This is a genomic window from Lysinibacillus sp. G1-3, assembly GCF_056322905.1.
The window spans coordinates 12,351-31,757 of the sequence record NZ_JBWHYQ010000023.1 but is presented as its reverse complement, the minus strand read 5'-3'; the positions used below and the strand labels follow the sequence as shown (position 1 = coordinate 31,757).

Genomic DNA, 19,407 nt, shown 5'->3' with positions numbered 1-19,407 from the left:
TAAAATTAAGCAGAGTCCTTTTTATGTTTATTGGATACGGTCTTCCTCACGCATATCTGCTAGTGGAACAAAAATTTCAATATGACGCTTTAAGTTTTCAAATGTTGCAGGCGCGTCCCCACCATACTCACCATCTAGGTTTAAATGAATTTCATCTTCAGTAGATACTTTGACGACACTTGCCTTTTTATAAATTACACGATCATCATTTAAATGCTCGCCTCTTAATGCCATCGCAGCAAGCTGAATAAATTCAGGCAGGTTTACTTTTTTCAATACGATTAAAGTAAAGTAGCCATCATTAATACTTGCATCTGGTGCAAGTTTTTCAAAGCCGCCCACCGAATTTGTTAAACCACATAAAAACATCATGGCATCCCCATCAAACACTTCGCCATCGTATTCAATACGCATGTGAGAAGCTTTAATCGATGGGATCATTTCCACTGCTTTTAAGTAATAAGCTAACTGTCCTAGCATTGTTTTCATTTTACTCGGCACTTCATAAGTTAATTCTGTAATACGTCCGCCAGCAGCAATATTGATGAAATAGCGTTCCCCATTTAATAAACCAACATCTACTGGTAACGATTCCCCTTTAATAATAATGTCAACGGCAGCTTCGATATTTCGAGGAATGTGCACAGCACGGGCAAAGTCATTCGTTGTGCCCATCGGAATTAAACCTACTTTCGGCCGGTTCTCAAATGGACTTACACCTGCAACAACTTCGTTTAATGTGCCATCTCCACCAACTGCAATAATTATATCAAAGCCACGTTCTACTGCATTTTTTGCAGCAATGGTCGCATCGCCTTCACAGGTTGTTGCGTGACAAGATGTCTCATAGCCTGCTACCTCTAATTTTGCCAATACTTCTGGTAGATGCTTTTTAAACACTTCACGCCCAGATGTAGGATTATAAATGATTCTTGCTCGTTTCATAACATACCTTCCTGCTTCATAAGATTCTATTTCTTCCAACGAATTATTCTTTTAATTGTTGCATTGAAGTCAACAATAGCAAGGCATGTCCTCATTTTTCTGACATGCAGCCTTGTGATTTACAATTATTGCAATGCAGCTTTTACTTGCTTTTTAAAATCCTCGTAAACATATGTCCAATATGATTTATTCGTCATATTCTCTTCACGAATTTCTGCATATAGCGCTTTTTGTGCATCTTCAAATGTAGGATCTTCTTTATCAGGCAAAGTAGCTCGTTTACTAACTACTAGTTCCTGTAATTCTGGTGCTCGTGGTCCCCATTTTCCAGCGACCTGACCAGCATCATCTAATAAAATATAAACTGGAATTGCACGGCCACCGTTTGTTAAATAACGATCAATCAAATCTGTATCCGCATCACGTAATACTGCGCGCATGTCTAGTTCTGCTGCCTCTGCAACTCGGCGAATGATTGGATTGTTTAACATTGCGTCCCCGCACCAGTCCTCAGTAATTGTTAATATTTTTGGTTGCTTATTCTTCAATAGTTCGATAAAGCCATCGTTTAATGGCACTTCGAAACCATCATAAATAAGGAAGCTTTCCTCTTTTAACGTCGTCATATGATCCATATATTGTTGAATTGAAATCGCATCATTGAAATATTGTTGTTCAGTTTTCATTGATAGACCTCCTTAAGTTTTTATCATGTTCTATTCTATATTTTGCTATGAATACTCCATTTAGACAACTATAAAGTGCTAATTTGGTATTTTTTAGTTCTTTTCTCTATAAAATCGAGTTTATTTCCGTTCCTACTGAGCTTTTATCGCCCAGCCTCTACTCAAAAAATATCTAGAATTTTTGTAGACTTGCGCTTTTTTATAAATTAGCATCAAGCCTGTTATACTTTACTCGTAAAGGTCATTTATTGTTATAGATGCCCCTAAAGATTCTTTAGTATGTATTAATTTTTAAATATAAAAGGCCAAGAAAGCAAATTTACTTTCTTGACCTTCCGTTGCAATTGCAATTAACGTTTTGCAATTTCTTGTTGTAATAATTTATTGACCATAGGTGGGTTCGCTTGACCTTTAGTTGCTTTCATAATTTGACCAACTAAGAAGCCGATAGCGCGATCCTTACCGTTTTTGAAGTCTTCGATCGATTGTGCATTGTTGTCTAGAACTTCTGTAACGATAGCAAGTAAAGCACCTTCATCAGAAATTTGAACTAAACCTTTTGCTTTAACGATTTCTCCTGCAGAACCGCCATTTTCTACTAATTCAGCAAATACCTTTTTACCGATTTTAGAAGAAATTGTACCGTCAGTGATTAGTTTCACCATTTCCGCAAGGTTTTCTGGCGTTAATGCAGTATCTTTAAGGTCTTTTTGTTCTGCATTTAAGTATGCAGAAACATCACCCATAAGCCAGTTTGCTGAAAGTTTTGCATCCGCATCTTTAGCTACCATCGCCTCGAAGAAGTCTGAGATTTCTTTTGAAATAACAAGAACTCCTGCGTCGTATGGCGTTAAGCCTAATTCTTCAACATAGCGTTTTTTACGAGCATCTGGAAGCTCTGGAATTTCTGCTTTTACTCGTTCTAACCATTCATCATCGATTGATAGACGAACTAAATCTGGCTCTGGGAAGTAACGATAATCGTCTGTTCCTTCTTTAACACGCATAAGAATTGTTTTACCTGTTTTTTCATCGAAGCGGCGAGTCTCTTGCTCAATTACCCCACCTGAAAGAAGGACATCTGCTTGGCGTAATTCCTCGTGCTCTAAACCACGGCGAACATAGTTGAAAGAGTTAAGGTTTTTAAGCTCTGTCTTTGTACCAAATTCTTCTTGACCATATGGACGAATTGAAATGTTGGCGTCACAACGAAGTGAACCTTCTTCCATTTTACAGTCCGATACATCTGAATATTGGATGATTGATTTTATTTTTTCAAGATACGCATACGCTTCATTTGGCGTGCGAATATCTGGCTCAGAAACGATTTCTACAAGTGGTGTACCTTGACGGTTAAAGTCAACTAAAGAGTGGTCGCCACTGTGAGACAGTTTACCAGCATCTTCTTCCATATGAAGACGTGTAATACCAATACGTTTTGTATAACCATCTACTTCGATATCAACCCAGCCGTTTTTACCGATTGGTTTATCGAATTGGGAAATTTGATAAGCTTTCGGATTATCTGGATAGAAGTAGTTTTTACGGTCAAATTTTGTTTCTTGTTCGATTTCCATGTTTAGTGCAAGTGCCGCACGCATTGCGAAATCTACAACATTTTTATTAAGTACAGGTAGGACACCAGGATAGCCTAGGTCGATAACTGTAGTATTTGTATTTGGTTCAGCACCGAAGTGAGCTGGTGCTGGTGAGAAGATTTTTGAGTTCGTCTTTAACTCAACGTGTACTTCTAAACCAATGACTGTTTCAAAGTTCATGTTATTTTCCCTCCCAAATTTGAGGAACTTGTTTATGGAACTCCGTTGCTTGTTCAAAAGCATGAGCTACACGGTAAATTGTTGCTTCATCGAAATATTTACCGATAATTTGTAAGCCTAGTGGTAGACCATTTTCAATACCACATGGGATTGAGATGGCTGGTACACCAGCTAAGTTCATAGGAATCGTTAAAATATCATTTGCATACATCGTCATTGGATCATCAACGTTTTCACCAATTTTAAATGCTGGTGTAGGAGAAGTTGGTCCAATGATTACGTCAAAGTCTTCGAATACTTTGTCGTAGTCTGCTTTGATAAGTGTACGTGCTTGTTGAGCTTTTTTGTAGTAAGCATCATACGTACCTGCACTTAGCGAGTAAGTACCAAGCATGATACGACGTTTTACTTCATCGCCAAAGCCTTGTGCACGTGTTTCTTTATAAAGGTCCATCAAATTATTAACGTTTTCTGCACGGAAACCATAACGGATACCGTCAAAACGAGAAAGGTTAGAAGACGCTTCAGAAGAAGACAGAATATAGTAAGCTGCAAGTGCATATTTCGAGTGAGGAAGCGATACTTCTTCTACTGTAGCACCTAAGCCTTTTAATACTTCTAATGCATCAAGCACTGATTGACGTGCTGCTTCGCCAACACCTTCACCAAGGAATTCTTTTGGCACAGCGATACGTAATCCTTTTACGTCACCAGTAAGTGCTGCTGCGTAGTTTGGTACTTCTACGTCTGCAGAAGTTGAATCGTTAGCATCTAATCCTGCGATTGCTTCAAGTAAAAGGGCATTGTCTTCAACATTACGTGTAATTGGTCCGATTTGGTCTAAAGAAGATGCAAATGCAACTAGACCAAAACGAGATACACGGCCATATGTAGGCTTCATCCCTACAACACCGCAATAAGCAGCTGGTTGACGGATTGAACCACCTGTATCAGAACCAAGTGAGAATGGTACTTCACCTGCTGCTACTGCTGCTGCAGACGCACCTGAAGATCCACCTGGTACGTGGTTTAAGTTCCATGGATTTTTTGTTGTTTTATAGTATGAGTTTTCATTTGAAGAACCCATTGCAAACTCGTCCATGTTTAATTTACCGATAGTGACCATACCTGCGTCACGTAGCTTTTTAACTACTGTTGCATCGTAAATTGGCATAAAGCCTTCTAAAATTTTAGAAGCACAAGTTGTTTCTAAGCCTTCTGTCACGATGTTGTCTTTAACACCGATAGGAAGACCGAAAAGTGGTCCACGCTCTTCAAATGGTACTTTATCCATTTCAGCTGCTTGTGCAGTTGCTTTTTCTTCATTTGAAGCAAGGAAAGCTTGTACATCGCCGTCAAGCTTCGCCACACGTTCGAATGCTTCTTTTGTTAAATCAGCGATTGTTAAGTTACCCGCTTTAATATCAGCTTGTAGCTCCTTCGCTGAACGTTCAAATAACGTCATGAGGAATCCTCCTATGTTTTAGTATTACATGATAGCTGGTACTTTTACTTGACCATCTTCTTGTTCTTTTACGTTTAACATCATTACTTCACGGTCTAAACCTTTTGTTGCCACATCTTCACGCATTACGTTTACTAGTGGTAAAACGTGAGTCGTTGGTTCAACATTCGTTGTATCTAACTCGTTTAGTTGCTCTGCGAAGTCAGTAATTTTACCAAGCTGTTCAGCAAATTTCTCTGCTTCCTCTTCCGTAATTGCAAGACGTGCTAAGTTTGCCACGTGCTTAACTTCTTCTTTTGTTAATTTTGCCATTTTTCACACCTCCGAATACTCATTCAATTCATTGCTTTTGTCGATAACAATAGGGTTGAATAAAGTTAACCATGCAAATAATCATAACATTTTTCATATTAAAAATCACAACTTTCACCAAAAATAAAGAAACTTTCACTACTATGACGAAGTGTCGTCTTTATGGACTGTTTTTAGAGTCCTCCATTAAGACTTTCCTCTTTGTGAGCAGAGCAACGATCGCGTTGTTGTGCTTTCTTATGTATCCTTGAGGAGTCTATCCATTTTTGCTTTTCTATCCATCATTTCGGGGAGGCTTTCCGTCGTTTCGATTGTTCTTTCCGTCGCTTTTAACCCATATTCATCCCATCAAAAAAATATAGTCAGCACAAGGCTGACTATATTTTTAATAGATATGGACGTATGGTTCTTTTTCGTTGGCATTCTTCACGATTAATGCCTCTGGACCATTCATTGAAGTGACGCTTACTTCAACATGAATGTTATTAAATTGATTGATTAGAACACCTGTTAAATATTGAGTGAATCCAATAATTTCAAGTTTACTGAAAAATTGGATGGGTATTTCAATCGATAACTTTTGAATTTTTTTATTTTGGTAGAAGCCTGTTCCTACTACACTAGTATAGTTTGAAAAATACTTATCTACATCTTGTTTAAAATTCTCAAAGTTTTTACTATCATCACGGTATACATCCTGTGATTCACTCGTAGGGAACAGTACATATTCTTCGTCCATAGCTTTCCAATCCGTTACCTCGTTTTGTCCAGCTTTAGCTACGCCATAGTTAAAATACGTTCCTGGAATAATATCATTACGCGCTTTTTGTTTAAATAAACCTACTACAATCGGTACATCTTTCAATTCATCTTGGGTTCTTAGACGAGACACTATTTCTGAGGCCATCTTCTTCCCTTGCTCAATCAGTTCTGCCTCCGAAATTGGTTTCTCATAGTATTCCCCATACGTTTCTTTTTGATAGTAATAAATAGAGTTTAAGGCAAGTCCTATCGAAATACCGCTTAATTTTACTTTGTTATCACTAGTTTTTGTTAAATAATTTTGCTCAACAATATGTGATAAATAGATTGGGGCCTTTGTTGCACGTTCCTCTGCCGGCATTGAGTCCGTCGTTGGAGGATTTAAGCCGTCCTTCTCTTTTGAACTACGGGCAAGCCAATTTTTTACTGTGTTTTCCGCTAAATATTGTCCTTCTTGGAAGAAATAGTTTTCCGTGTCGAACTCATTTTGAGAAAGACGCATTAAACCTGTTTCAACTTCCTTCATATCATATTTTGTAAAAATATTTGAAACTACTAATCCCCTGCTAGCACTTTCTTTATAGGGTGTTAGCGTTCTATAATATGATTTATCAATCTGTAAGCTTGGAATAATTGTTGTTTCCGCTTTTTCCTGTTGCGTCTCCTGTGTTAGCTCTGTCTCCTTCTTATCCGAAGGCACACAGCCGACTAGCATTGCAGCAGCGATAATTGCTGGAATGAGTCGAAATGACTTCATTATTTTAGTACTCCTTTACTGATGTTCAGATTTTGCTTGACGAATTGTTCATACCTGCCTGTGGACAGAAGGAGACATTTATAAAATGCCTCTACTTTCCATCAAGTAAATAAGTTAATTCATCTTTTTCAATTTTAATAGTATCCATTATTGGACAAGGTTAAATTGTTCGATCAGGCGATCTTCATTCCAAACTTCAATACCTAACTGCTCGGCTTTTGTTAGTTTAGAACCCGCATCTGCTCCTGCAATAACAAGATCAGTTTTTTTGCTGACACTGCCTGTAACAATACCACCTAACTCTTCTATTTTCGCCTTTGCTTCGTTACGTGTCAATTGCTCAAGTTTACCAGTTAATACGATTGTTTTTCCTGCAAGAGGATTATCCCCTACAGCTACCTCTACCTTTTTACCTTTATACGTCATATTGACACCTACTTCAGCAAGGCGCCCGATGACTGCACGTGCATCCTCATTTGAAAAATACTCGACAAGTGATGAAGCCATTTTATCGCCGATTTCATGAATTGCTACTAATTGCTCCTCTGTTGCTGCCATCACCGCTTCCATCGTTTCAAACTCCTCTGAAACAATTTTCGCTGCTTTTTCACCAACATGTCGTATCCCTAATCCAATTAGTAAACGCTCCATCGAATTTTCTTTGGAAGCCTGAATAGCACTGACTAAATTCGTAGCCGATTTTTCTCCCATACGCTCAAGCTCGACAAGCTGTTCTACAGTTAAGTGATACAAATCAGAAATATCATGAATTAAATCTGCACGTAATAATTGCTCAACGACCTTATCACCAAGTCCGTCAATATTCATCGCATTACGCGATACAAAATATTTAATGCTCTCCGCGATTTGTGCAAAACATGCAGGATTTACACAACGTAAGGCCACTTCCCCTTCAATTCGAATAAGTTCGCTATCACAAACAGGACAATTTTCAGGCATTACATACCGAACTGAGTCCTCAGGTCGCTGCTCCAGTATTACACCGACAACTTGTGGAATAATATCTCCGGCTTTTCGGATAATGACTGTATCCCCTAGACGAATATCTTTATCACGAATTAAATCCTCATTGTGTAATGATGCACGTTGAACCGTCGTACCTGCCACTTGAACAGGCGATAATATAGCAGTTGGTGTAACAACCCCTGTTCGCCCAACCGTTAAATCAATATCAAGTAATGTTGTGACTACTTCCTCAGCAGGGAATTTATAAGCAATTGCCCAACGTGGACTCTTTGCTGTATAACCTAGCTCATCCTGCTGGGCATAACGATCCACCTTAATGACAATACCGTCAATTTCATAGGCTAAATTCGGACGGTTTTCAGTCCATTTTCCGATAAATGCTAGTACCTCTTCAATCGTTGAGCAGCGTTGACGCTCTTTGTTTGATGGGAAACCTAGTCCCTCTAAATAATCAAGCATCTCTGCATGACCGTCAATACCATATGCCTCACCATCTCCCCCAATTGCATAAATAAAGGTAGATAGTTGACGACTCGCTGCTATTTTAGGATCTAACTGGCGTAAAGAGCCTGCAGCCGCATTTCTCGGATTTGCAAATAATTCTTCTCCATTTTCAGAACGAAGAGAATTCAATTTTTCAAATGATTTTTTAGGCATATACGCCTCACCACGTACTTCAATTGTAAGTGGCTCCTTCAATCGAAGTGGTATTGCTCGAATCGTTTTTAAATTTGCTGTAATATCTTCCCCTACAACACCGTCTCCTCGTGTTGCTCCTTGTACAAAAACGCCGTTTTCGTATTTTAAAGAAATAGCAAGACCATCGATTTTCAGCTCGCAAACATAGGAGAATTTATCACCGATTGCTTGACGCACTTTACGGTCAAATTCACGTAAGTCTTCTTCATTAAAAGCGTTTGATAGACTTAGCATAGGGTAATCATGTGTCACTTTTTTAAAGCCTTCTACCACCGCTCCGCCAACACGCTGTGTCGGTGAATCTGGATAAATAAGTGACGGATTCGCTTCCTCTAACGCAATAAGTTCATGTAATAATTGATCATAAACACTATCTGCTACGACAGGTTTATCCAACACATAATAGGCATGACCATATTCATGTAACAATTTATTTAATTCAACAACGCGCTGTTCAATTTCGTTCATTTAAGTTCCCCCGGTTACCCTTTATCAATAGGCGCAAATTGTGCTAGTAATCGCTTAATACCAATAGGTTGTGGAAAGGCAATATCTAGCTCTGTACTATCACCCTCACCTTTTACACTAACAACCATACCTGTTCCCCATTTTTTATGGATTGCTTTGTCTCCAGCCTTCCAGCCAAATTGGTCTCCACCAGTTGTTTGTAAACGAGCTGTTGCAGGCTGTGTTTTCTGAATTGCTCCAAGTGTACGCTTTTGATAGCCGCCCGCTGAACGATTGCTAGAGGCAAACGGAACTTCAGGCTTCGCACCACCTTTGGAAATCGATTGTGTAATATCCTCCGAAATTTCACCTAAGAAACGCGAGACATTGTTATAGCTAGAACGACCAAAAATCGTACGACTTTGTGCACTCGTTAAATATAAACGTTCTTCTGCACGTGTTATACCTACGTACGCTAAACGACGTTCCTCCTCCATTTCATCCATATCATCAAGTGAACGAGAATGCGGGAAGATATTTTCCTCCATTCCAATGATAAAGACGATTGGGAATTCTAAGCCCTTTGCAGCATGCATTGTCATTAAAATAATATTGCCCTTCGATGCATCATCTTTATCAAGTGCATCAATATCTGCAATTAGCGCTAAATCTGTTAAAAAGGCAACTAAGCTCTTATCATCACTACGCTCCTCGAAAGCCTTTGTTACAGATAAAAATTCTTCAATGTTTTCTAAGCGGCTTTCTGCTTCAATCGTCTTTTCGTTTTGTAGCATTGCACGATAACCAGATTTGTCAATGACCTGCTCTACAATTTCTGTCACCGATAAATATTCTTGCATCTCTGTAAAACCTTTAATCATCGCATAAAATTGATCAGCTGAGTTAGCAGCCTTCCCTGTAAGCCCCATGAATACAAGATCATTCATGGCATCAAAAATTGAGCGCTCTTGATCAATCGCATAGCGCGCCATTTTTTCAAAGGAAGTTGCACCTATACTACGCTTTGGTTCATTAATAACACGAGCAAGTGATAAATCATCATCATTATTGGCAATAAGACGCAAGTAGGCAAGTAAATCCTTAATCTCTTTACGATCATAGAACTTAGTACCACCAACTATTTGATAAGACATATTAGACTTAACAAGCACTTCCTCCATCACACGAGACTGCGCATTTGTACGATAGAGTATTGCAAAGTCATCAAATGAACGATTTTCTTTTTGAATATGCTGTTGGATTGTTTGTACAACGAATTGTGCTTCCTCTTGCTCGTTATACGCTTTGTACAATACGATTTTTTCACCCTCAGCATTTTCTGTACGCAGTTCTTTTGGATAACGTGTTGTATTATTTTGAATGACGTCATTTGCTGCTTGTAGGATGCGTTTTGTTGAGCGATAATTTTGCTCAAGCATAATGACCTTAGCACTTGGATAATCCTTTTCGAATGAAAGAATATTGCCAATGTCCGCACCACGCCAACGATAAATCGATTGGTCAGAATCACCTACAACACAAATATTTTTAAATTTCTTGGCAAGCATCTGAACAAGTAAATATTGAGATTTATTCGTATCTTGATATTCATCTACATGGATATATTGAAATTTATTTTGATAGTATTCAAGCACTTCTGGTACACGCTTGAATAATGTAATAGTCGTCATAATTAAATCATCAAAATCGAGTGATTGATTGCGGCGTAGTCTTTTTTCATACCCTTTATAAACTCGGGCGATCGTTTGTTCGTAAGGATTATTTTCATTGATTTGACCCGCATAATCGTCTGCAGCTATACATTCGTTTTTTGCCGAACTAATCGCATTTAAAATCGCACGCGGTTCAAAACGTTTCGTGTCAATATTTTCATCCTTCATAACATTTTTAACAACTGATAGCTGATCAGTTGAATCTAAAATTGAAAAGTTACGTGATATCCCTAGCTGATCAATATTGCGTCGTAAAATTCGCACACACATGGAGTGGAAGGTCGATACCCACATACTATCGCCAGTTCCATTACCGAGAATGCCATCTATACGCTCTCGCATTTCACGTGCAGCTTTATTTGTAAATGTGATTGCTAAAATCTTTGATGGATATACCTCTTTTTCGATGACTAGGTATGCAATACGATGTGTCAATACACGTGTTTTCCCTGATCCAGCACCCGCCATAATTAGAAGCGGTCCTTCAGTTGTTTTAACCGCATTTTCCTGCTCAGTGTTCATACCTGCTAATAAGTTTTTCGTTAACTGCTCCATTTCGCACCGCCTTACAAACATTTGTTCTTAGATTATATCGTATTTTTTACAGCCTTAACAGTCGCAAGTGCAGCTTTTAAATCTTCGTAAATAATATTACCAACTACTACTGTATCTGCATATTTTGCCATTTCTGCTGCTTGCTTAGCAGATGTAATGCCGCCACCGTAAAACAGTCGGGTATTTTTCAGTTCATTTTTAACAGCACTTACAACCTCAATATCACCATAAGTACCGCTATACTCTACATAAAATACAGGTAATCTAAAGAAATTTTCAGCCATACGTGCGTAGGCAACAACATCATCAATGGAAATATCGGTTTTCGCCTTCGTTACTTCCGCTACTTTACAAGTCGGGTTTAAAATACAATAACCTTCAGCTACTAGTTCATCCCATACCATAATATCTCCATATTCTTTAATTGCTTCATGGTGTAGATTTTTAATCCACTTTGGATCATCACTATTTAACACGGTTGGAATGAAATAATAGTCATAACCTGGTGTTACCGAATCAATATTAGAAATTTCAAGCGCTATCGGTACTTCAAAGCGTCTTACACGAACAAGCAAATCTAATACGCCATCTAAAGTTACATTGTCTGTTCCGCCAACTATAATAACATCTGTCCCTGATTCACAAATTCTTTCTAGTTCCTCATCTGAGATTTCCTTAGCTGGGTCAAGCTTGAACACATGTCTCCATTCTAAATAATCCATCTATTTTACCACCTATCATTTTCTATCTATTCGTTTACAAGTATAGCTTATGACTGTCTACAAAAAAATGAAAAAGACTGAGCAGAACCTCTACCCAGCCTCTTTACCTACTATTCTTTTGGTGCTTGAAATGGCTTTTCATCTGGATACAAACGACCTAACATTTCATCATATGTATCGTTCCCATAATCAAAGCAACGACGTACACGCGAAATAGTTGCTGTACTTGCACCTGTTTCCTTTTTAATGGATTCGTAGGTTTTCTTTAATCGTAGTAAATGCGCAACCTCAAAGCGTTGTGCTAACGATTGAATTTCACTAATCGTACATAAATCATCAAAAAACTTATAGCATTCTTCGATGTCTTTCAGCTCTAACACTGCTTTAAATAATTGATCTGTTTGATGCCCACGAATTTTTTCGATTTGCATGCAATCTTCCTCCCTTTAAGGCTGCGTTTTCACCATTGCTTTTAACCCTGGTGAGGTTGGTATGAAGTGAACCCAAGACTTCCCTGGTACTAGCTTCACAAGTTCCCCAGACTCTTCTACAGCCATTGGTATTCCATTAATATTAGCCCATTTGACTTCTCTCATATAGCCATTTTGAAATACATACGCATTTCCACCAGAAGTTAAATCAATTTCTTGGCGCCCCTCATTATCAATCGTTCGATGTTTCATTTCAAAAAATAGAACATTTGCAATTGATAATGTGTCGCTTGTTAACATATCCTTTGTGTCTACGCCAGCCGATTGTCGTCCATAACGATTACTTTGATGATCATACAAATACGAATTATGGAAATACTCACTATTTCCGTAGGTAACGTCAACTCGACTTGTTTCAATGCCTATTTTACCACGTTCATCGGGTTCATAAAAAGCCTGACTTACTTTTTCACGGTAACTCATTGAAGCGTTCACTTTTTCCGCTCCATTTACTATATTTTCAGACGTAATATATGAGTTGTGTGGAGCAACACGATCTTTTGAACGTTTAAAAAGTGTCCCATCATAATCCATGCCATTTATATTGTCGACTACATTATTAGTAAGCATCGATTTTGCCTCAGGGCTATAGCCGTGTGCTACATAAAATGCATCAAAGCCTTTTGCAAGATCAATAAAATAAGAACGAGCACTACGAACTGGCCCTACAGTTTCTGGCAGTTCACTTTGATACACTGCTAATAAACGCGTAACATCGCCTTCAGCTAGCATTTCATAAATAATATCCGCCGCTTCAATTCCTGATTGCGGACGTGCTTTCGGATGATTATTAATTGTAACCATAATTGGGCGTTGCGTAATTTCTTCCTTCACAGCTTCACCTGTTAACGGAGCAACCTTATCCCCTTTTTGAGCAGGCTCTTCAATAGCAGTTTCTTCATCAACCTTGTTCGTATCGTCTTCCTTTACTTCCGACGAATCTTTAGAACATCCTCCTATCAACAAAGTACTAAAAGCCATTGCGATAAATAGTTTCTTCGATTTGAACACAAGCATTACTCTCCTTTAATCAATTACAACTAACTGTAATTGTTGTGGCTATACCATAAGGAAGCTTCAACTAGCGCATCACTGCTGGTAATAATAACTTATTCTTCATAACATCAAAAATCCCTTTTGGTGTTATCCGAATATATGGTAAATGTGTAGATTGTAAGAATAATAACGAATAAATTGCGTCCCCTAAGTGATAACCACGTTCCGCTAATGCTTGTTTTAAGACCTTCTCTTTTTCCGATAGTTCCTTAACATCTCCATCATGTAAAAGTCCACCAATCGTTAACGGAATAGTTGCAATTACTTCACCCTTTTCAGCAAGTACAATCCCACCACGCATTGCCTTCATTTCTTCAAAAGCTGTAATCATATCATCTTTATTTTTCCCGATTAGCAAAATATCACCTGTATTCGAATAAGATGAAGCAAAGCCTTGTACACTAGTAGCAAAACCTTTAATCATCGTGTTAACATGCCAATTGCCATCTCTATTAATAAGCATTAAATAACATTCATCATGATCTGCAAGCTGCCCTTCTCTAGTAATTAAGGAGTTATATGGTTTGGTAATAACATCATTTACTAACTCAATTCCAAACGGCATCGAAAATTGAAAATCATGAGACGATAATGAAAAATCTAAGTCAAACGCAGGTAACGCTGAATAGTCAATTGCAGCAAGTCTTTGCACTTGCTCTCCATCGCGTTTTAACCAAACACCCTTCGATAGTACACTCTCAGGAACTGGGTGCCATTCATCTTGTAAAATATTTAGGGAAGCAAATCGACCAGTTGCGATAAAGCCATGTAAGCTCGTCATATTATAATAGCGTGCCACATTATAGGAAGCCATTTGATAAGCATCGATTGGTGCTACACCTGCATCTAAAGCTGCTTGAATACATTTATCCATCACGCCATCTTCATGGAAAGATGGTGTTGAGCCATCTGTTGTCATCATTAAATGATCAAAAATAGGCAGTTCTTTTTCAACAATTCCTTTTAATAGATGTGGTAAGTCAGGACGTATTGAAGAATAACGCAACGTTACAGCATATCCTTGCATAATACGTCGCTCCACTTCTTCCACTGTCATAGCTTCATGATCACCATCTGCACCAAGTAGCTTCATACGTGCTAAAGTTCGTTCTGATGCGCCAGGGAAGTGCCCTTCTATTTTTTTTCCGTAGCCCTTAGCCATTTGCATGCGATAAAGCATTTGGTCATCTCCATGTAACAACCTTGGCCAGCCTGTTAATTCTCCGCCAAGTAAAACGTCATCTCGTTCTAACCATTCTAAAATGGACGTATTAGAAAAAATCTCTTCCTCCTGCTCCATTTCAGTTTGCGAATCAAAACGAGTCCACCAATAAAATGAAAACGGTAACTTTTTCAAATCATCCAAAATTGAAAACGCTTTCTTATTTTCTAAAGATAAAACGAAGCTTAAATTATCTGAAATAAAAGTTGTAGTGCCTAGCTGTCCACAAAAGTCAGCAAAAGATTGTGGATGGTATAACTGGAACGGATGAACATGTGGCTCAATATATCCTGGCACAATTGTTTTATTCGTACAATCGACCACCTCTGTTCCCTCTGATAACGGAGGCATTCTATCACCAGCATAGACAATACGATCTCCTAAAATCCAAATGTTCCCTACTACCCATTGTTTGAGCATGCTATGTAAATAACGCGCATTTTTCAATACAATATCTGGTGCTTTTTTACCATCAATTACAGCTAATTGTTGGCGTAATTCTGTAATTTTCCATACTGGTTCCATTCTATTCGCCCCTTCCTAAATTACGTAAAATTTCATCGTGTAAATCCTATTTGAAATCACATACTACTACTGCATAAACGCTTTCTTTCATAAATTTAGTGCTTTATGCAATCATCTTGTTTCAATCGTAACACAGCACTTTCATAAAGCAAAGTGCCCCCCGCTTTATTTTTTCCACAATGACTAAAGGAGGAAATATGATGATGCAGGAAACGAATTTAAGCGAAAAAAATGCCTTCTGTCGCTTTGCAATGGGTACGAGCTTAACGGCATTTGGTATCGCTAAGGTCTCAAGAAATCCTAACTGTACGGCAGGTCGATTGATGATTGCTTTTGGTGCCATGAAAATGGCTGAGGGTATCTTTAAGTATTGCCCAACTAAATCTTTACTGAGCTCAAGCATGGAGAGTGCTATGAACAACAGCAACAATAATAGCAACTCTTTTATGCAAAGTATGCTCAGTGGCCAAAATTCTATGTCATCTGAACAAATCGAAAAACTCATGAAGGATTTCTCCTCTGTTATAACTGGAAATATGTCAGGATCAACCGCAACTGCGTCAAATCAATCTGACTCCAGCACTTCCAATCAAACTTCCTCAGAAAGTAAAAGTTCCACAAATAATGCACAAAATCCTTCTTAGTCAAAGGAGCCGTCTCAACTATACAGTTGAGACGGCTTTCACCCTTGTAAATCATACGTTTAAAAACAACAAGAAGTTTCACAGTATGATTAAATATTTAATTTAGGTACGATATTAATCATTTTCATTAATTCAAAGGCTCTGATTTCCACGACGGGCTACTCGCTTTCCCGCGGGAGTCGAGTAGCCCTCCGCTACAATCAGTTAAAATAGGAATATATTAGCAAAACATCAACAAAAAATCCTTTTATCACTAAATAAAATAACTATATTTCCCTAATCGACAAGCTTGTTTTATTTCATTAATCATTTAGTAACCCGCAACGCAAACCCGCTTATTCCAATTAGATTTATACTATCAATGTTGGACTACTTTTATTAGAACATATGCTATTTATATAAGTTGATTGGAGTGCAGACTGGGGACTCCTTGGGGATCAGCGTCAGGAGAACGAAGACTAAGAGCATCACATCATTTGATAACGCCTTCGTTATCAGTTACTCAACTGCTACTTAAACGTGCGCCAACCGATATCTTTGCGGTAGAAGAAATTGTCCCATGTTTTAGTTGCAATGCCTGCGTATACTTTTTCTTGTGCTTCCTTTAAAGTGGAGGCTTTTGCTCCAACTAATAAAACTCGGCCACCATTACCAACAAACTTCTCATCTACGAGCTTTGTACCTGCATGGAATACTGCATGTGAAGCTGATAGAGTTTCTAAGTTAGGTAATGTATTTCCTTTTTCAACGTCCCCTGGATAGCCTTCAGCGGCAATAACTACACCAAGCATTGCTTCTTCAGACCATTGCAAATCAAATGGCTTTTCATCCATTAATGCCATCATAAATTCGCCAAAGTCAGATGCCATACGTGGTAAAACTACTTGTGTTTCTGGATCACCGAAGCGTGCATTAAACTCAATCACTTTTGGACCGTTTTTCGTTAAGATCAAACCTGCATATAAAATTCCTGTAAATGATACACCATCTGCCTCCATACCTTTCACGGTCGGTTCGACAATTGTCTTATAAGCTTCATCCACTACGTATTGTGAAATTTGAGGCACCGGCGAATAGGCGCCCATACCACCTGTGTTCGGTCCTTTATCGCCATCATAAGCACGTTTATGATCTTGAGCAATGACCATTGGATATATCTGACCTTTATGGACAAAGGACATAAAGGAGAATTCTTCTCCGTCCAGGAATTCTTCAATGACAACACGTGAAGATGATTCACCAAAACGTTGGTTCCCAATCATATCCTCCACAGCTTCAACTGCTTCATCTTCGGTCATTGCAACAACTACACCTTTACCAGCTGCCAATCCATCTGCTTTGATCACAATTGGTGCACCTTGCTCTTTAATATAAGCGATAGCCTTTGCAGCCTCAGTAAACGTTCCATGGGCCGCAGTTGGGATATTAAACTTATTCATAATATCTTTCGCGTATGATTTACTGCTTTCGATTTGTGCCGCTGCCTTTGCTGGACCAAATACTCGTAAACCTCGAGCAGTAAAGAAATCTACTATACCTTCAGCAAGTGGTTGCTCAGGTCCTACAAATGTTAAATCTATCGCATTTTCTTTTGCAAATTGTGCAAGACCTGCAAAATCCATCGTATCTATTGCAACGATTTCCGCATCATTTTTCATGCCATCATTACCAGGAGCTACAAATACTTTATTCACAGATGGTGAAATACTAAATTGTTTGGCGATAGCATGTTCACGACCGCCGCTTCCAATAACTAATACTTTCATTTCAGGGAATCCTCCTATTTGTAAGTAAGACCGAGATGAACTAACATCTCGGTCTAATTTTTAACGTGTTCTGATTAGTGTTTGAAATGACGTACGCCAGTGAATACCATTGCAATGCCGTATTCATTTGCTTTATCAATTGAATCTTGATCTTTGATAGAGCCGCCTGGTTGAATAATAGCTGTAATACCAGCCGTAGCAGCTGCTTCCACAGTATCGCTCATTGGGAAGAATGCATCTGATGCTAGCGCTGCACCTTTTGCTTTTTCGCCAGCTTGCTCAAATGCGATTTTAGCTGCGCCAACACGGTTCATTTGGCCAGCTCCAACACCCAGTGTCATTTGAGAATCTGTAACGACGATAGCATTAGATTTAACATGCTTCACAACTGCCCAGCCTAGTTGTAATGCTTCCCACTCTTGTGCTGTCGGTTCACGGTCTGTGACAACTTTAATATCTGCATTAGAAAAACCGTAGCGATCTGGTTCTTGTACAAGAAGGCCGCCTTCAACTGAAACAACATTGAATTTGTCTTGTTTTGCTTGCCCGAAAGGAATTGTTAATAAACGAATATTTTTCTTCTTCGTTAAAATATCAAGTGCTTCTTGAGAGAAAGCTGGTGCAATAATAATTTCTAAAAATATATGGCTTAATTTTTCAGCAGTTGCTGCATCAACTTCCATATTTAAAGCAATAATACCACCAAAAATAGACGTTGAATCTGCTTCATATGCTTTATCAAACGCTTCTTCTAATGTTGCGCCTGTTCCAACACCACAAGGATTCATATGCTTTACAGCTACAGCAGCAGGCATTTCAAACTCTTTCACAATTTGCAATGCTGCATTCCCGTCTTGAATATTGTTGTATGATAACTCTTTACCATGCAATTGCGTTGCATAAGCTAATGAAAAATCAGAACCTAGACGTTTTTGATAGAACGCTGCTTTTTGATGAGGATTTTCACCATAGCGTAAGTTTTGTTTTAATTCATATGTCATTGTTAAGCTCTCTGGGAACTCTTCTTCTGTTAAGTGGTTTGATATATATGAATCATAAGCGGCTGTGTGACGGAAAACTTTTGCAGCTAATTTACGACGTGTTTCAATAGTCGTTGCACCATTAGCTTTCAGTTCCTCTAATACGTTCGCATAGTCATTGCTATCCACAATTACTGTTACATATTGATGGTTTTTTGCTGCAGAACGTAACATTGTTGGACCACCGATATCGATATTTTCAATCGCATCATCCCATGTTACATTAGGCTTTGAAATTGTTTCAACAAACGGATAAAGATTGACACAAACAATCTCGATTGGCTCAATTCCATGCTCATTCATTTGTGCTTGATGAGAAGCATCGTCAAATTTTCCTAATAGTCCACCGTGAATCATTGGATTTAAAGTTTTTACACGGCCATCTAAAATTTCAGGGAATTTAGTTACTTCATCTACTGCTGTTACGGCAACATTATTGTCTTGTAACATTTTTTTCGTACCACCAGTTGATAAAATTTCATAACCTAATGCTACTAGTTCTTTTGCAAATTCTAAAATACCATCTTTATTGGAAACACTGATTAATGCACGTTTTGTCACAACGAAATCCTCCTAATTTTTAGGATCATCACCAAATCATGTGGTTGATTTCCGTTCCGGCTGTGCGCTTTCCTAGGGGCATCCGATGAGCCGATCCACTCGCATTGCTCGCTTCAGGGTCTCGGGCCAACACGATGTTGGTCACAGAGGCGTTATCACAGGATGTGATGCTTTTAGCCTCCGTTCCTCTATTGCTAATCCCTAAGGAGTCGCCCAGCCTCCATTCCAATCAACTTATTTACATAGTAGACGTA

General features: G+C 38.6%; 15 protein-coding genes. 1 reads left to right on the top strand and 14 read right to left on the bottom strand.

Annotated features, from left to right (window positions below; translation table 11 throughout):
• Positions 1-27: 27 nt before the first annotated feature.
• From ACVYAD_RS21255 to ACVYAD_RS21200, 12 genes are all read right to left on the bottom strand, one after another.
• Positions 28-945, bottom strand: a complete 918-nt coding sequence (locus ACVYAD_RS21255; RefSeq protein WP_349661044.1) for a diacylglycerol kinase — start codon at positions 943-945, stop codon at positions 28-30.
• Positions 946-1,070: 125 nt separating this feature from the next.
• Positions 1,071-1,631 carry a thioredoxin family protein gene (locus ACVYAD_RS21250; RefSeq protein ID WP_476427870.1) on the bottom strand — a complete coding sequence of 187 codons (561 nt, stop codon included), beginning with the start codon at positions 1,629-1,631 and terminating at the stop codon, positions 1,071-1,073.
• A gap of 350 nt (positions 1,632-1,981) precedes the next feature.
• Complete coding sequence (gene gatB, locus ACVYAD_RS21245) at positions 1,982-3,409, bottom strand: Asp-tRNA(Asn)/Glu-tRNA(Gln) amidotransferase subunit GatB (protein ID WP_349661042.1); 1,428 nt, start codon at positions 3,407-3,409, stop codon at positions 1,982-1,984.
• 1 nt (position 3,410) lies between these two features.
• Positions 3,411-4,874, bottom strand: coding sequence for an Asp-tRNA(Asn)/Glu-tRNA(Gln) amidotransferase subunit GatA (gene gatA / locus ACVYAD_RS21240; protein ID WP_197143595.1), 1,464 nt, complete (start codon positions 4,872-4,874; stop codon positions 3,411-3,413).
• Positions 4,875-4,898: 24 nt separating this feature from the next.
• Positions 4,899-5,186 (bottom strand): Asp-tRNA(Asn)/Glu-tRNA(Gln) amidotransferase subunit GatC, encoded by a 288-nt coding sequence (gene gatC / locus ACVYAD_RS21235; RefSeq protein WP_010857153.1) that lies wholly within the window; start codon positions 5,184-5,186, stop codon positions 4,899-4,901.
• A gap of 385 nt (positions 5,187-5,571) precedes the next feature.
• A complete protein-coding gene (locus ACVYAD_RS21230; RefSeq protein ID WP_349661041.1) occupies positions 5,572-6,705 on the bottom strand; it encodes a CamS family sex pheromone protein in 1,134 nt (377 codons plus the stop codon).
• A 147-nt stretch (positions 6,706-6,852) separates the two neighbouring features.
• Positions 6,853-8,859 (bottom strand): NAD-dependent DNA ligase LigA, encoded by a 2,007-nt coding sequence (gene ligA, locus ACVYAD_RS21225; RefSeq protein ID WP_476427869.1) that lies wholly within the window; start codon positions 8,857-8,859, stop codon positions 6,853-6,855.
• Between the two features lie 14 nt (positions 8,860-8,873).
• A complete protein-coding gene (pcrA, locus tag ACVYAD_RS21220; RefSeq protein WP_476427868.1) occupies positions 8,874-11,126 on the bottom strand; it encodes a DNA helicase PcrA in 2,253 nt (750 codons plus the stop codon).
• 32 nt (positions 11,127-11,158) lie between these two features.
• Positions 11,159-11,848 carry a heptaprenylglyceryl phosphate synthase gene (gene pcrB / locus ACVYAD_RS21215; RefSeq protein WP_476427867.1) on the bottom strand — a complete coding sequence of 230 codons (690 nt, stop codon included), beginning with the start codon at positions 11,846-11,848 and terminating at the stop codon, positions 11,159-11,161.
• A 110-nt stretch (positions 11,849-11,958) separates the two neighbouring features.
• The gene (locus tag ACVYAD_RS21210; RefSeq protein ID WP_004225717.1) at positions 11,959-12,279 is read right to left on the bottom strand and encodes a YerC/YecD family TrpR-related protein; all 321 of its coding nucleotides are present in this window, start codon (positions 12,277-12,279) and stop codon (positions 11,959-11,961) included.
• Positions 12,280-12,294: 15 nt separating this feature from the next.
• The gene (locus tag ACVYAD_RS21205; RefSeq protein ID WP_476427866.1) at positions 12,295-13,350 is read right to left on the bottom strand and encodes a DUF3048 domain-containing protein; all 1,056 of its coding nucleotides are present in this window, start codon (positions 13,348-13,350) and stop codon (positions 12,295-12,297) included.
• 70 nt (positions 13,351-13,420) lie between these two features.
• Positions 13,421-15,142: an adenine deaminase C-terminal domain-containing protein gene (locus ACVYAD_RS21200; RefSeq protein ID WP_476427865.1), complete on the bottom strand. Its 1,722-nt coding sequence runs from the start codon at positions 15,140-15,142 to the stop codon at positions 13,421-13,423.
• A 200-nt stretch (positions 15,143-15,342) separates the two neighbouring features.
• On the opposite strand from ACVYAD_RS21200, the gene ACVYAD_RS21195 reads away from it, so the two are divergent.
• A complete protein-coding gene (locus ACVYAD_RS21195; protein WP_476427864.1) occupies positions 15,343-15,786 on the top strand; it encodes a hypothetical protein in 444 nt (147 codons plus the stop codon).
• 509 nt (positions 15,787-16,295) lie between these two features.
• Here the strand turns inward: ACVYAD_RS21195 and purD are convergent.
• On the bottom strand, positions 16,296-17,552 hold the full coding sequence (gene purD, locus ACVYAD_RS21190; protein WP_476427863.1) for a phosphoribosylamine--glycine ligase: 1,257 nt from the start codon (positions 17,550-17,552) through the stop codon (positions 16,296-16,298).
• Between the two features lie 74 nt (positions 17,553-17,626).
• On the bottom strand, positions 17,627-19,153 hold the full coding sequence (gene purH, locus ACVYAD_RS21185; RefSeq protein WP_476427862.1) for a bifunctional phosphoribosylaminoimidazolecarboxamide formyltransferase/IMP cyclohydrolase: 1,527 nt from the start codon (positions 19,151-19,153) through the stop codon (positions 17,627-17,629).
• Positions 19,154-19,407: the final 254 nt, after the last annotated feature.